The organism is Vibrio sp. THAF190c (genome assembly GCF_009363355.1).
GTDB classification, from domain to species: domain Bacteria; phylum Pseudomonadota; class Gammaproteobacteria; order Enterobacterales; family Vibrionaceae; genus Vibrio; species Vibrio fortis_A.
The window spans coordinates 1,517,456-1,531,574 of record NZ_CP045338.1 but is presented as its reverse complement, the minus strand read 5'-3'; the positions used below and the strand labels follow the sequence as shown (position 1 = coordinate 1,531,574).

At 43.3% G+C, this 14,119-nt stretch carries 14 protein-coding genes; 10 read left to right on the top strand and 4 right to left on the bottom strand.

Annotated elements, in window-relative coordinates:
- Positions 1-74 precede the first annotated feature (74 nt).
- A complete protein-coding gene (gene rsmF, locus FIV04_RS06730) occupies positions 75-1,496 on the top strand; it encodes a 16S rRNA (cytosine(1407)-C(5))-methyltransferase RsmF (protein WP_152468646.1) in 1,422 nt (473 codons plus the stop codon).
- 404 nt (positions 1,497-1,900) lie between these two features.
- Here rsmF and FIV04_RS06725 read toward each other — a convergent pair whose 3' ends face one another.
- Positions 1,901-2,740, bottom strand: coding sequence for a S1 RNA-binding domain-containing protein (locus tag FIV04_RS06725; RefSeq protein ID WP_150895953.1), 840 nt, complete (start codon positions 2,738-2,740; stop codon positions 1,901-1,903).
- Between the two features lie 97 nt (positions 2,741-2,837).
- Here FIV04_RS06725 and FIV04_RS06720 point away from each other — a divergent pair, with 97 nt between their 5' ends.
- Complete coding sequence (locus FIV04_RS06720) at positions 2,838-4,190, top strand: hypothetical protein (RefSeq protein WP_152468645.1); 1,353 nt, start codon at positions 2,838-2,840, stop codon at positions 4,188-4,190.
- A gap of 67 nt (positions 4,191-4,257) precedes the next feature.
- Here FIV04_RS06720 and FIV04_RS06715 read toward each other — a convergent pair whose 3' ends face one another.
- Positions 4,258-4,737, bottom strand: coding sequence for a PaaI family thioesterase (locus FIV04_RS06715; RefSeq protein ID WP_032549129.1), 480 nt, complete (start codon positions 4,735-4,737; stop codon positions 4,258-4,260).
- 264 nt (positions 4,738-5,001) lie between these two features.
- Between FIV04_RS06715 and FIV04_RS06710 the strand changes: the two genes are divergently transcribed.
- Both FIV04_RS06710 and FIV04_RS06705 read left to right on the top strand, forming a co-directional pair.
- Positions 5,002-6,060, top strand: coding sequence for a 3-deoxy-7-phosphoheptulonate synthase (locus FIV04_RS06710; protein ID WP_032549130.1), 1,059 nt, complete (start codon positions 5,002-5,004; stop codon positions 6,058-6,060).
- A 10-nt stretch (positions 6,061-6,070) separates the two neighbouring features.
- On the top strand, positions 6,071-6,553 hold the full coding sequence (locus tag FIV04_RS06705) for a YajQ family cyclic di-GMP-binding protein (RefSeq protein WP_150872333.1): 483 nt from the start codon (positions 6,071-6,073) through the stop codon (positions 6,551-6,553).
- A gap of 104 nt (positions 6,554-6,657) precedes the next feature.
- On the opposite strand, the gene FIV04_RS06700 is transcribed toward FIV04_RS06705, so the two are convergent.
- A complete protein-coding gene (locus FIV04_RS06700) occupies positions 6,658-7,596 on the bottom strand; it encodes a bifunctional precorrin-2 dehydrogenase/sirohydrochlorin ferrochelatase (RefSeq protein ID WP_152468644.1) in 939 nt (312 codons plus the stop codon).
- 490 nt (positions 7,597-8,086) lie between these two features.
- On the opposite strand from FIV04_RS06700, the gene FIV04_RS06695 reads away from it, so the two are divergent.
- The 6 genes from FIV04_RS06695 (at position 8,087) to FIV04_RS06670 (ending at position 13,709) form a co-directional block, all read left to right on the top strand.
- Positions 8,087-9,115 (top strand): amino acid ABC transporter substrate-binding protein, encoded by a 1,029-nt coding sequence (locus FIV04_RS06695; RefSeq protein ID WP_150872329.1) that lies wholly within the window; start codon positions 8,087-8,089, stop codon positions 9,113-9,115.
- Positions 9,116-9,264: 149 nt separating this feature from the next.
- Positions 9,265-10,470, top strand: coding sequence for an amino acid ABC transporter permease (locus FIV04_RS06690; protein ID WP_152468643.1), 1,206 nt, complete (start codon positions 9,265-9,267; stop codon positions 10,468-10,470).
- 1 nt (position 10,471) lies between these two features.
- Positions 10,472-11,569, top strand: a complete 1,098-nt coding sequence (locus FIV04_RS06685; RefSeq protein WP_032549135.1) for an amino acid ABC transporter permease — start codon at positions 10,472-10,474, stop codon at positions 11,567-11,569.
- 22 nt (positions 11,570-11,591) lie between these two features.
- Entirely contained in the window at positions 11,592-12,356 is a 765-nt protein-coding gene (locus FIV04_RS06680) for an amino acid ABC transporter ATP-binding protein (RefSeq protein ID WP_032549136.1), read from the top strand.
- A 221-nt stretch (positions 12,357-12,577) separates the two neighbouring features.
- Positions 12,578-13,243: a Bax inhibitor-1/YccA family protein gene (locus tag FIV04_RS06675; protein WP_150872326.1), complete on the top strand. Its 666-nt coding sequence runs from the start codon at positions 12,578-12,580 to the stop codon at positions 13,241-13,243.
- Positions 13,244-13,379: 136 nt separating this feature from the next.
- The gene (locus FIV04_RS06670) at positions 13,380-13,709 is read left to right on the top strand and encodes a TusE/DsrC/DsvC family sulfur relay protein (RefSeq protein WP_152468642.1); all 330 of its coding nucleotides are present in this window, start codon (positions 13,380-13,382) and stop codon (positions 13,707-13,709) included.
- Positions 13,710-13,749: 40 nt separating this feature from the next.
- Here FIV04_RS06670 and yccX read toward each other — a convergent pair whose 3' ends face one another.
- A complete protein-coding gene (gene yccX / locus FIV04_RS06665) occupies positions 13,750-14,037 on the bottom strand; it encodes an acylphosphatase (RefSeq protein WP_152468641.1) in 288 nt (95 codons plus the stop codon).
- Positions 14,038-14,119: the final 82 nt, after the last annotated feature.

Genomic DNA, 14,119 nt, shown 5'->3' with positions numbered 1-14,119 from the left:
AAGCTAATTGTGGTTTAGCCCTCAACCATTTTGCTTTAAACTTGTCGCATTCAAGTCACAGCTGAGATTTCCCTTTGCACGCTAACGTCTATATCCCCGAAGAGTTTCTTACTCATATCGAAACCTTTATGCCTAGTCATCTGGACATGGCTTCATTCATCGAATCCTGTCAGAAGCCGCTACGCAAAAGTATTCGAGTCAACACACTTAAGATCAGTGTTGAAGACTTCCTCGTTCGAGCAAAAGACAAAGGCTGGGAACTAGAAGCTGTGCCATGGTGCGATACTGGTTTTTGGATCACTGCAGACGAGAGTATTGTTCCACTTGGAAACACATCTGAACATATGTCTGGTCTTTTCTACATTCAAGAAGCCAGCTCAATGATGCCACCTTCAGCATTATTCTTCGGTAACGAGGAATATGACGCGGTACTCGACACCGCTGCGGCTCCAGGTTCTAAAACGACACAGATCGCCGCTCTGATGAACAATGAAGGTGTATTAGTTGCAAACGAATACGCAGCGAGTCGTGTAAAAGTACTTCACGCAAACATTGAACGTTGTGGCGTTCGCAATGCGGCACTGAGTAATTTCGACGGGCGTGTGTTTGGTGGTTGGCTACCAGAAACGTTTGACGCTGTTCTTCTTGACGCTCCATGTTCTGGCGAAGGTACCGTTCGTAAAGACGCGGACGCAATGAAAAACTGGACCTACGATTCGGTTGTTGATATCGCGAATACACAAAAAGATCTGATTGAGAGCGCTTTCCATGCTTTGAAGACTGATGGCGTATTGGTCTACTCAACTTGTACCCTGAGTACCGAAGAAAACCAGCAAGTTTGTCATCACCTCAAGGAGACATTTGGTGATGCCGTTGAGTTTGAATCTCTTGAAGGTTTATTCGAAGATGCAAAAGCAACCTTAACTGAAGAAGGATTCCTACACATCTTCCCACAAGTTTACGACTCAGAGGGCTTCTTTGTCGCTCGTATACGTAAGGTAGCTTCAGTTACACCACCACAAGTTAAAAAACGAATGGGCAAGTTTCCATTTGAAAAGGCATCAAAGAAAATACAACAAGAAGTTGAAACTCATCTAAACACCGCCTTGGATATCTCTCTACCAAGAGTTGCACAAGTATGGCTTCGCGATAAAGATGTTTGGCTATTCCCTGCTGCGCTTGAGCCAATGATTGGTGAGCTACGTTTCTCGCGTATGGGTATCAAGATCGCCGAGACACACAAGAAAGGCTATCGCTGGCAGCATCAAGTTGCGACTTCGCTGGCAACAGGGAACGAATCAAATGTCGTTGAACTAACCATTGAAGATGCTCGAGAGTGGTTCATGGGACGCGACGTTCGCCCTGACGGCCTATCAGGCAAAGGCGAAGTTCTAGTTAAGTTTGAAGGTGCGATTATCGGACTTGGTAAGTGGGTCGGCAACCGCATTAAAAATGGCCTACCTCGTGAGTTAGTCCGAGACAAAAACTTGTTTTAAAGCTCCACACTAAAGCGACAAAAAGCCCGATAGCACGCCAGTAAATATACCGTGTTATTGGGCTTTTTGGTTTCAATGTGTTCAATGCTATAAGGGAATGACCGAACCTAAGACAGTGTATTTAGCCCCATTAATATCAAAACTATTAATAAATATATCTGCTTTTAAAGGGAATAAATCGCTATTTGGTAAAACTCGACTAAACTTGACCTATCAGACAGATAAATAGCGCTGTAAGCGTAGGCTCCTTGGAGCCCTTTCCCCTAAGCCCAGACAGGAACGTTTGGGCTTTTTTTTCATTTACATTGCCCGCAAAAAGTAGAAAGCGTTGAAAACAAAAAGGAGCCCATAAAGAGCTCCTCTACAAACACCAACTTGGCTAAGTGCTACCTCAATATAGCCCTTTACTTAACTAAGGTAATACCTTCTTTATCAATCGAAATTTTACCTGCTTTGTAAAGACCACCGATCGTTTTCTTGAATGTACCCTTACTGGTACGGAAAGCAGAGAAAATAGCATCAGGTGAAGACTTATCATTCAGCGGTAAAAAGCCGCCTTTTTTCTCGAGTAAGTCTAGGATCTTAACGCTTAGGTCATCCATCTTAGCCACACCAACCTTCTGTAAAGAGAGATCAATCTTGCCGTCTTCTTCACGAATGTTCTTGATGTAACCTTTCAACGTTTTACCGATGAAAAGCTTGCCGATAACGTCTGACGGGAAAATCATACCCCAGTGCTCGCCGTTTACGATCGCTTTGTAACCCAGTTGGCTACGCTCAGCAATAATAAGGTCTACTTGCTGATTACGCTTGTAGTTTGCTGGCGTGTTGTCTAGTAGCTTATTGAACTTCGTTGTACCTACGATACGACTAGACGCTTTATCAATGTAAACATAAACAAGGATAGATTGACCTTCATGCAGACGGCCACGCTGTTCGCTAAATGGAACTAGTAGGTCTTTGCCTTTGATGCCCCAGTTAACGAATGCACCTGTGCTGTTCACACCCTCGACTTGCATTAGACCCCACTCGCCCACTTGCGCGATCGGAGTTTCTGTCGTTGCTGCAACTTGATTGTCTGAATCGATGTAAAGTAACACATCTAACTTTTGACCAATTTCAACGCCTTCAGGAGTAAATTTCTTTGGTAGCAACACGGTTCCATAGTCGCTTGCGTCAAGGAATACACCGAAATCTGCCTGTTTTACTACTTCTAAGTTGTTTATTTGACCAATATTAATCATCAAAATTGTCTCTACATGAAATTTGGCAGAGATTATACGTGATCTCTGTTATGCTTTCGCTAATTTCATTCATATTTTTACATTAGAGGAACTTTCGTTGATCACCGTTGATAAACAAGACGCGATTACACTAAAAATAAACCATGCAATGGCCAAGACAAAAAAGCTCGACATGGATGTGTATCTCTTTGTTCCCGGTGAGCTCGGCCTAACGCCAGAGGTTCTCTCTGAGAGTGCATTCTTCTACAGTTCCATCACTCAGAAACGTGCCTATTACAGTGATAAAACACTGTTACCTCTCGTCCACAGTCGCCTTGCAAAACGAGGACGCCTCTCTACTACACAATATCGTGTCAGTCTAAGTTTGTTTGCGTATCAATATGTTATTGCTTTGGATAAAGCGGTATCCAGCTTAAATAAGAATGATGGTGACACGGTCACTTCAGACGAAGTAGATGAAGTTATTGAGCTCGCACTCGACATCCTAAAGAAGCTTCGCCGAAGCATTCCATATGAAGAAAACCTAAAGCGTTACTATGCCAATATCGATAACTATCTATCTTGGTATACCGAGCAGAAGTTTTTATCGTTGGTTTCTCATATGCCAAGAGGCAGTGAATACTCCACGATTAAAGAACGTTTGATTGCACTGTGCGAAAAAGAAACTGCACACCGCAAACTCAACCGATACAACTCAGCAAAAGTTCGTGAAGATGTTACTCGTCTAAGCAATAAGATGCGCTTACTACGCCGTCTGATTGAACACCCTATCGTTCTGCAAGAGAAAGCGGTCTCTATGGGTAATAACGTTAAACGTGCCGTTAAGGGTATCGCAACCGGTCTTGTGATGGTGTTCGTGACAACCACGGTTATCTTGGCTCGCGACTTTCTTGGCGAGATTACGGCATCATTTATTGTCGCTATGTCATTTATCTACGCGTTACGCGAGATATTTAAAGATGATCTACGTGATATTCTTTGGCGTTGGATTCGTAAAGGGAAACCTAAGTGGAAACGCCGTTATCTGGATCCTACAACCAAGAAAGTCGTTGGACACAAGTTAGAGTGGCTCGACTACACAAGTTTTTCGAAGCTTGCAGATCGTATTCAAGCGATACGTAAAAAGCGTGTTGTACAGCGCGAGGAACAAATCCTTCATTATCGCTCACATACAGAAATGTCGACATCAACTTTCATGAGTGGTTACGAAGAGACACGCGAGACGCTGTCTATCAGCCTAAGAGCATTAACTCGTTTGATGGATAAGGGTTCTAATAAAGTCTATCGTTTGAATGAAGGTCAGGTCAGTCGAGAGTCGGTCGAGAAACGTCATCTGCTTAATTTGATCATCAAAGAGAATAATCACGATAGCGAGCCGACATACTATCGTTGGAAAATCGTTATGAACCGTTCGAAGATAGTCGATATTGAAGAGATCACTCAAGTCTAACGCTCACCTTTACGTGACCGGGTCACTTAAAGGAAGTCTTACTCGAATTAAAAATATAGAGGTCAGCTTAACGGCTGACCTTTTTAATAGAGAGCGTTAAAGTAAACTCAGCCATTGGCTCATCACCGTGCAGTGTTGGACATGTCGCGACAATAGTAACGGGTTGGTTAACCCTTTCACCGGTTTTCATCGTCTCTGCCAACATATCGTTAATCAGAGCGCCATCACGACACGTAAAATGCACATCCCCTTCTGGTCTTTTTAGAAACTGGCCATTCACTCCCTTAAAAGCCAAAGAGATCTTCTCGCCTTGTTGCTGAGACTTACTCATCGCAAGGAAACCACCGGCCACATCCGCCCCTACTGCTAGCACGCCAAAATACATGCTATTGAGGTGGTTTTTAGTCCTTCTTTTCAAGGGAATTTTTACTTCGACATGGGTATCATCTAGCGCCAACAGTTTTGGTCGACATAACCAAATCAAAGGCACTTTAAAAAAACCAAACATGTTGAGATAAAAATTTGCTTTCTGAAGTGGTGATAACATTGCTGCGTCCTAGCTTTATAGTTGTCTGACCAGTTAACCTAACGCGCGTTTGAATGTCAAAAAAATGTTACAAAAAAGAGAGCTAACGTTACTCATCCCGTAATTCAACTCGTTTCAATCAATCTCACCTTGAAGTACGCCCCAAGCAAACTGATAAATCTAAGAATATTGCCGATATCCGAGATAACTTTGACCTAAGGGAGTTTATTCCTCCGATTAATTCCGTTATCTTTACTGCTTCGCAATAGAATAAAAAGCTATCACATGCCATTAAAAACTGATGAGTTGAGAACCCAAGCACTTGGGCCAATGCCAACTCCTGCCGAATTAGGCAACGCACACCCAATCACTGACGACGTTGCTGAGCGCATTGCAAACTCTCGCCGCCAAATCGAAGACATCCTCACTGGACGCGACAACCGTCTACTGGTCATCGTTGGCCCTTGTTCTGTGCACGACACTGATGCCGCTTTAGATTACGCTGAGCGTCTAAGCAAAATTCAAGAGCAATATAAAGACGAACTGTTCGTCGTAATGAGAACTTACTTTGAAAAGCCGCGCACTGTCGTAGGTTGGAAAGGTCTGATTACTGACCCGAATTTAGACGGCTCTTACGCACTAGAAGCCGGTCTTAACAAAGCTCGTAAGCTTCTACTTGATATCAATAAACTTGGTCTAGCAACGGCAACTGAGTTCTTGGATATGATCACTGGCCAATACATTGCTGACCTGATTACTTGGGGCGCAATTGGTGCACGTACCACTGAGTCACAAATTCACCGTGAGATGGCGTCTGCTCTGTCTTGCCCAGTTGGTTTTAAAAACGCGACTAACGGCAACATCAAGATCGCTATCGACGCTATCCGTGCTTCACAAGCCTCTCACTACTTCTACTCGCCAGATAAAAATGGTCGCATGACTGTTTACCGCACTTCTGGTAACCCATACGGTCACGTTATCCTACGTGGTGGTGATAAAGGTCCTAACTTCGACGCTGAGTCTGTTGATCAAGCATGCCAACAACTGGCTGAGTTCGATCTGCCACAACGTCTTGTTGTCGACTTTAGCCACGCTAACTGTCAGAAACAACACCGTAAACAACTTGATGTTGCTAAAGACATCTGTGAGCAGATCAAGTCTGGTAAGAATCAAATCGCAGGTATCATGGCTGAGAGCTTCATTGAAGAAGGCAACCAGTCGATGAAAGACATCAACAACTTAGAGTATGGCAAATCAATCACTGATCCATGTCTAAGCTGGGACGATACAGCGAGCATGCTTGAACTGCTTGCAACTGCAATTAAAGATAGAAACTTAGCTTAAGGAATTAACCATGCCTTCATTTGATATTATCTCTGAGATCGAAACCGTTGAACTGCGCCACGCGGTAGATAATGCAAACCGCGAACTTGCAACACGTTTCGACTTCCGTGGTGTTGAAGCAAGCTTTGAATTCAAAGATGAAACAGTAAAACTGTCTGCAGAGCACGACTTTCAACTAAAACAGCTTCGTGATATCCTGCGTGGCAACCTAACCAAACGTGGTGTAGATGTGTCAGCTATGGAATCTCAAAAAGCTGATCAATCTGGTAAATACTGGCACCAAACCGTTATCTTCAAACAAGGTATCGAGACTCCAGTTGCTAAGAAAATCGTTAAGCTAATTAAAGACAACAAGATCAAAGTTCAAGCTGCGATCCAAGGTGAGAAAGTTCGCGTGACAGGTAAGAAGCGTGACGATCTTCAAGCTGTTATGGCGCTAGTTCGCAATGGTGAGCTAGGTCAACCATTCCAGTTCGATAACTTCCGCGACTAATATTAATTTAGCCGCATAAAAAAGCCTCAATGCCTAATCGTATTGAGGCTTTTGTGTTTCTAAATGACTGTGATTTCAGTCATATCATAGGCGAGTAATAAAGCTTAAAGACTGCGCCCAGACGCTAACTTAACATCACTACCGATAAGCAGGTTAAATTCGACACTACTTGGCGGCACAAAAACACACACTCGTAAGTTCTCGCTACGAGCCTTCATCAGCTTGGTAGACAGGTCACCACTGTCCTTGAACTGCTCACGTTCAGCGTCACGACGACACAAATCCACATATTCAAATGGACAGTCAGCTGGATGTAAAACAAGTTCCGCTTCCTGCATCAAACGTAATGCTTTAATTGATAGTAGCTCGACGTCTGACTCAAACTCGATCCAAGTCACCTGCCCTTGCGAATCCACATCTTCCTTTAAAGACTCTTGATAGAATGCTTCCAGCTCTTCTCGCTCTGTAATACGTTCTATACGCGATGAAGATAAAAAACGCTCCCAAAACTTACGACGTTCATCTACCGTTGGAAAGGTTTCTTTAATTGAGTTACGTTTCGAAGCACCAAAGTCGGCGAGTAGACCCAAGTTTTGCGGTAATAAGCTCTCAAACTTTTCACGAATATTACGAACTAAAACAGGTGACGCACCACCACTGGATATCGCGATCTGAATTCTACCTCGGTTGATCATCGAAGGAGTAATAAAGTCACAATATGGCTGGTCGTCGACCACATTTACTAAAATACCCATTTTTTTTGCATCACTATGCACTTGATGATTTAGCTCTGGGTTGTCCGTCGTTGCCCATACTTGCAAGTAACGATTCGACAGCATTTGAGACGAATAAAAATTTTGCACCCAGTGCAGTTTATTTTCATCTATTAATTGCTGCAAATAAGGTTCAACCTTCGGTGATATAAGGGTTACATCGCCTCCAGCTCGAAGCAAACTATCGACTTTTCGACAGGCTACTTCGCCACCACCCACAACCAAAATCGGTTTGTTTTCGATGTCTAAAAACATTGGAAAGTAACGCATTTTCTTCCTTGAGACCTCTTTAATAACTATTCATGCATGCTACCAAATTTGGGGCATAATCCTAGGTGCATTTGCATAATTAAAATAATATTTCACCAAATTTCAGATTTTCTTAAGGTTAAAGTTTCGACAGAAAATCACCTAAACAATATATTCAGCTAGGCTATTGAGAAATTAGAAACCTAAATCTCGTTGCACCAACAGTGTGAGCCCTTGCACTATTTACATTCACGTAACATTTGGTCATTCTAAATGTGTCCGGATTTGTGATTTCACTCAAAAATCTTTTTAAATTATACATTTGAGAAACTGCAAATCCTTTCCTAACCTTATAAACAGTTGTTCAAATCGCACACAATGTTATTTGCAAAATGCAAATCATGATTTGGGCAGCCGCGCTTAAAGGTAACAAAAACAAGCAACACAGCAAGCACAACACAAATCGAGCACGTGTATCAGGTGTCACCTGGTTTAACAAGGAAGGATACAAATGACAAATAAACTAACACTTCTTGCTTCAGTAGTAGCTGCATCAACTGCAATGATGGCAACATCTGCATCAGCGGCAGAAAGCACTCTGGACAAAGTCACATCTCAAGGCTTTCTAACTTGTGGTGTAAGTACAGGTCTTCCAGGGTTCTCTAACCCTAACTCAAAAGGTGAATGGGAAGGAATTGATGTTGAGTATTGTCAAGCTCTTGCAGCGGCTGTACTCGGTGATAAGACTAAAGTTAAATACGTACCTCTAACGGCTAAAGAGCGTTTTACGGCTCTACAATCGGGTGAGATCGATGTTCTGTCACGTAACACGACATGGACGCTGCACCGTGATACGGCACTTGGTCTGAACTTCGTAGGCGTTAACTACTACGATGGTCAAGGCTTTATGGTTAAGAAAGATCTTGGCCTAACGAGTGCTAAAGAACTAGACGGCGCATCTGTATGTGTTCAGTCTGGTACAACAACAGAGCTTAACCTTGCTGACTACTTCCGTAACAACGGTATGTCTTACAAGCCAGTGGTATTTGATACGGCTGCGCAAACTTCTAAAGGTTTCGATGCAGGTCGTTGTGACGTTCTTACAACAGACCAATCTGGCCTTTACGCACTTCGTCTAAACCTTGCAGATCCTAAGTCTGCTGAAGTACTTCCAGAAATCATCTCTAAAGAACCTCTAGGTCCAGTAGTTCGTCAAGATGACGACAAGTGGTTCAACGTAGCTAAGTGGACACTGTCTGCAATGGTTAACGCAGAAGAGTACGGCATTACATCTAAAAATGCAGACGAAATGCTGAAGTCTAAAGATCCAAACATCAAGCGTATCCTTGGTGTTGATGGTCCTAAAGGTAAAGGCCTAGGTATCCGTGATGACTGGGGTTACCAAGTTATCAAGCAAGTGGGTAACTATGGTGAGAGTTTCGAGCGTACTGTAGGTACAGGTTCTCCTCTTCAGATCTCTCGTGGTGTAAACGCGCTATGGAATGCGGGCGGCTTTATGTACGCTCCACCAATCCGTTAATAGCCACTACGTGATTACTTTACACAGCGGCTTCTGGCCAATCCTTTATATAGCCGATTGACCTAGAGTCGCTGAATTTACAACTGAGTAACACGGAATTAGGGCGGATTTCCGCCCTAACTGTTAAATGGATTTGAGGTTATTGCAGTATGAAACCTAATAACACTTCTGTTCCTTCCCAGGAAAAGCCCCAAGCTAAAAGCGCAAACCTTCTTTATAACCCAACTTTCAGATCGGTCGTCTTTCAGATCATCGCTCTTGGTGCTCTCGCCGCTTTCTTCTATACCATTGTCAACAATGCGTTAACGAACTTGGACGCGCGCGGCATCGCTACCGGTTTCGATTTCCTTAGCCAAGAAGCTGGCTTTGGTATCGGTTTAACGCTCGTCGAATATGACGAAACCTTCTCTTATGGTCGAACATTCATTGTTGGCCTGCTTAATACCGCACTCGTTTCTGTTCTGGGTATCATCCTAGCGACAGTTCTTGGTTTTACCATGGGTGTTGCGCGTCTATCATCAAACTGGCTAGTTAGCCGACTCGCTGCGGTTTATATCGAAATTTTCCGTAACGTTCCTCTTTTGCTACAAATTTTCTTCTGGTACTTCGCTGTTCTACAAGCGCTACCATCAGCTCGCCAAAGCTTAAGTCTTGGTGAAGCAATCTTTCTTAATGTTCGTGGTCTTTACTTCCCTGCACCTGTCTTTGAGGCAGGAAGTAGTATTGTTATCGCCGCTTTTATAGCGGGTATTGTAGCGACCATCATCATTAATATTTGGGCTAACAACAAACAACGCTTAACGGGTCAACAAACACCAATGGGTCGTATCGCTCTTGGTTTAATTGTTGTTCTACCAATCATTGTTTACTTCATTATGGGTATGCCAATTTCAGCTGAATATCCTGCTCTTAAAGGTTTTAACTTTAAAGGCGGTATCAGCATCATCCCAGAGCTTGCAGCTCTTATGCTTGCCCTAAGTATCTATACGGCGTCATTTATCGCTGAGATCGTACGCTCAGGTATTAACGCTGTAAGTCATGGCCAAACTGAAGCGGCAATGTCTCTAGGTTTGCCACGTTCTCGAACTTTGAAGCTGGTTATCATTCCGCAAGCGTTGAGAATTATCATCCCACCGCTAACAAGCCAATACTTAAACCTAACTAAAAACTCATCACTAGCAATGGCGATTGGTTATCCTGATTTGGTTTCTGTGTTCGCTGGAACAACGCTTAACCAAACCGGTCAGGCGATTGAAATTATCGCGATGACAATGGGTGTTTACCTCACATTGAGCTTATTAACCTCTGCGTTAATGAATATCTATAACCGTAAAGTTGCATTGGTGGAGAGATAAAATGAGCACACATCAATTTCAGCCTGATTTACCACCTCCAGCGAATACGGTCGGTGTTGTAGGTTGGCTTAGAAAAAACCTATTTAATGGTCCTGTGAACAGTGTCGTAACCGTAATCCTAGGTTACTTCGCATTCTCATTAATTTGGACAGTTTTTGACTGGGGCATCCTGAACGCAGACTGGGTAGGTACGACACGTGACGCTTGTACAAGTGATGGTGCGTGTTGGGTATTCATCAGTGTTCGTTGGGAGCAGTTTATGTACGGCTTCTACCCTGAAGCTGAACTGTGGCGCCCTCGCCTATTCTACTTTACGCTCGCTGTCTTCGTTGGCTTATTAGCCTATGAAGGAACTCCAAAGCGTACGTGGATTTGGTTATTCTTCGTGAACATCTACCCATTCCTAATTGGCGCTCTACTTTATGGCGGTGTATTTGGTCTAGAGGTTGTAGAGACACACAAATGGGGCGGTTTGCTAGTTACACTAATCATCGCACTTGTTGGTATTGTGGTGTCCCTACCTATAGGTGTCGCACTGGCACTTGGACGACGCTCGGAAATGCCGATTATTCGCAGTATCTGTACTGTATATATCGAAATCTGGCGTGGTGTACCTCTGATTACCGTGCTGTTCATGGCATCAGTAATGCTTCCACTGTTCCTATCTGCGGGTTCAGAAACAGATAAACTGCTTCGTGCACTAGTAGGTGTGGTGCTGTTCAGTGCAGCTTACATGGCAGAGGTTATCCGTGGTGGCTTACAAGCGATTCCTAAAGGTCAATATGAGGCCGCAGATGCGCTTGGCTTAACTTACTGGAAGAAAATGGGACTTATCATTCTTCCTCAAGCTCTAAAGATTACGATCCCATCTATCGTAAACACCTTTATTGGCCTGTTTAAAGATACCAGTCTGGTTCTCATCATCGGTATGTTCGATGTACTGGGTATCGGTCAAGCAGCTAACACCGACCCTGAGTGGTTAGGCTTTGCAACAGAAAGTTATGTATTTGTCGCGTTAGTGTTCTGGGTGTTCTGTTTTGGTATGTCGAGATACTCGATATGGCTAGAAAACAGACTTCACACCGGTCACAAACGATAGTTAAAGAGATCAAGGACGTATTATGACGCAACAACAAAACAACGAATCTCAAGAATTGATGATTGAACTAAAAGACATGAACAAGTGGTACGGTGAGTTCCACGTTCTTAAAAACATCAATCTAGAAGTTAAGAAAGGCGAGAAGATCGTAATCTGTGGCCCTTCTGGCTCGGGTAAATCAACGATGATTCGCTGTATCAACCGATTAGAAGAGCACCAAAAAGGACACATCTTTGTTTCAGGTAATGAGCTAACTGAAGATCTAAAAAACATTGAAGCCGTACGTAAGGACGTAGGCATGTGTTTTCAGCACTTCAACCTGTTCCCACACCTTACGGTATTAGAGAACTGTACCCTAGCTCCAATTTGGGTAAAGAAAATGCCGAAGGAAGAAGCTGAAGCAATCGCAATGAAATACCTGGAACGTGTAAAAATCCCAGAGCAAGCGGATAAGTTTCCAGGTCAACTTTCTGGTGGTCAGCAACAACGTGTAGCAATCGCACGCTCATTGTGTATGAACCCACAAGTAATGTTGTTCGATGAACCAACTTCGGCACTTGACCCAGAGATGGTTCGTGAGGTTCTAGACGTTATGGTTGAATTAGCGGAAGAAGGCATGACCATGCTTTGTGTTACGCATGAAATGGGCTTTGCGAAAGAAGTAGCCGACCGAGTGATCTTTATGGATGCGGGTGAAATCATCGAAGAGAACAATCCTGTCGACTTCTTCGAAAACCCGCAGTCCGATCGAACTCAAAACTTCTTGAGTCAGATTCTGCACCACTAGAATCCTTATCTACCTAACAGGGCAGCTATTTTTGCTGCCCTTTCTATTTTAGAGGACAAGATACCGTCGCACAGTTACATTGTGTTACACCTTGAAAAACACTTAACTCTCTATTTTGATTATCATTTTAAGCAGACAAATTGAATGAAAGGCTTGATTTTTCGAACTTTCAGCACCATAAATGTACTAATAACTATTGATATCACCTTACGAGGAAGATTATGAACAGCCCTATGTTTTCTCGCACGGCCTCTCAAGAGAGCGCTCTGCAAACCAACAAAGTACTGCGTAACACCTACGCGCTACTTTCAATGACACTACTTTGGTCTGCTGTTGTAGCAGGCATTTCGATGGCAATGAATCTGCCTCGCCCTGGTCTAATCATTATGCTGGTTGGTTTCTATGGTCTACTTTTCCTAACAGAGAAGAACCGTGACAACAGCATGGGTCTAGTGTTTACATTCCTATTCACTGGTTTCCTAGGCTACACCATTGGCCCTCTTCTCAATGCATACATCGGCGCAGGCATGGGAGATGTGGTTCTAACTGCTCTGGGCGGTACTGCACTATCATTTATGGCAGCATCAGCTTACGCATTAACGACTAAACGCGACCTATCAATGATGGGCGGCCTAATGCTTTCACTATTCGTAGTGCTAGTTGTTGGTATGATTGCAAGCTTTTTCATCCAATCGACAATTCTACACTTAGCGCTTAGCAGCCTATTCATTGTGTTCTCTACAATGGCTATCTTGATGACAACTCAAGGTATCATTCGTGGCGGTGAAACTAACTACATTTCAGCGACAGTTACGCTGTATGTATCTATCTACAACATCTTCATCAGCCTACTAAGCATTCTAGGTATTATGGGTAACGACGACTAATAACATCGTCAACTAAATAAGCTTGAGAGCCCAAGATTCGTCTTGGGCTTTTTGTTTTCTATTCGCTATTATTTGTTGGGAAACCTCACTGAGTAATGTACCCTACGCAGCTGATTGATATGACTCTGGATTAAACATGTTTGAATATAACGGAAAACAAATCGAAACTGACGCTCAAGGCTATCTTCTAGACCACACGCAATGGGAAGAAGGTATGATCGAGACTCTGGCTGATGACGAAGGTATTGAACTCACAGAAGCTCACCTAGAAGTCGTTCATTTCGTGCGTGATTTCTATGAAGAGTTCAACACTTCCCCTGCAGTTCGCATGCTTGTAAAAGCGATGGAAAAGGCTCATGGTCCTGAAAAAGGCAACAGCAAATACCTGTTTAAGCTGTTTAAAAAGGGCCCAGCAAAGCAGGCAACTAAACTAGCTGGTCTTCCTAAACCAGCAAAATGCCTCTAAGGCTCTTCAGTCATAACTCACTAAATAACAAGCTCACCTTTTAAAGAACTTGAAAGTATCTGCTGTTGGTATCATCAATCTTAATACCAGCAGCATCTTGCTCCGCTACCCGCTCTACTATTGCAGTGTCTGGTCCTTTATGAAGCCAGGTATGCAACTTCTCAATGTTGGCACTGTTTCCTACAGCAAGAACCTCCACATCACCATTGTTTAGATTCTTTGCATAACCAGTTAGATCTAAATCCATTGCTCTTATTCGTGTCGAGTATCTAAAGCCCACACATTGAACATGACCTGTTACCAGAAATATACGATGGGAACGATCCATAACATTGCCTCATAATTTACTTGGGTGATATAGTTGATAAATCTATTCATCCGCCCCAGTTGGGTGGAATTACTTGAGCACC

Bases quoted from the DNA above. Each gene is read 5' to 3' on its own strand.
- FIV04_RS06715 (WP_032549129.1), bottom strand. From the start codon at position 4,737: ATGTTATCACCACTTCAGAAAGCAAATTTTTATCTCAACATGTTTGGT.
- FIV04_RS06685 (WP_032549135.1), top strand. From the start codon at position 10,472: ATGAGCACACATCAATTTCAGCCTGATTTACCACCTCCAGCGAATACG.
- FIV04_RS06710 (WP_032549130.1), top strand. From the start codon at position 5,002: ATGCCATTAAAAACTGATGAGTTGAGAACCCAAGCACTTGGGCCAATG.
- FIV04_RS06680 (WP_032549136.1), top strand. From the start codon at position 11,592: ATGACGCAACAACAAAACAACGAATCTCAAGAATTGATGATTGAACTA.
- FIV04_RS06705 (WP_150872333.1), top strand. From the start codon at position 6,071: ATGCCTTCATTTGATATTATCTCTGAGATCGAAACCGTTGAACTGCGC.
- FIV04_RS06700 (WP_152468644.1), bottom strand. From the start codon at position 7,596: ATGCGTTACTTTCCAATGTTTTTAGACATCGAAAACAAACCGATTTTG.
- FIV04_RS06670 (WP_152468642.1), top strand. From the start codon at position 13,380: ATGTTTGAATATAACGGAAAACAAATCGAAACTGACGCTCAAGGCTAT.
- FIV04_RS06675 (WP_150872326.1), top strand. From the start codon at position 12,578: ATGAACAGCCCTATGTTTTCTCGCACGGCCTCTCAAGAGAGCGCTCTG.
- FIV04_RS06725 (WP_150895953.1), bottom strand. From the start codon at position 2,740: ATGATTAATATTGGTCAAATAAACAACTTAGAAGTAGTAAAACAGGCA.
- yccX (WP_152468641.1), bottom strand. From the start codon at position 14,037: ATGGATCGTTCCCATCGTATATTTCTGGTAACAGGTCATGTTCAATGT.
- FIV04_RS06695 (WP_150872329.1), top strand. From the start codon at position 8,087: ATGACAAATAAACTAACACTTCTTGCTTCAGTAGTAGCTGCATCAACT.
- FIV04_RS06690 (WP_152468643.1), top strand. From the start codon at position 9,265: ATGAAACCTAATAACACTTCTGTTCCTTCCCAGGAAAAGCCCCAAGCT.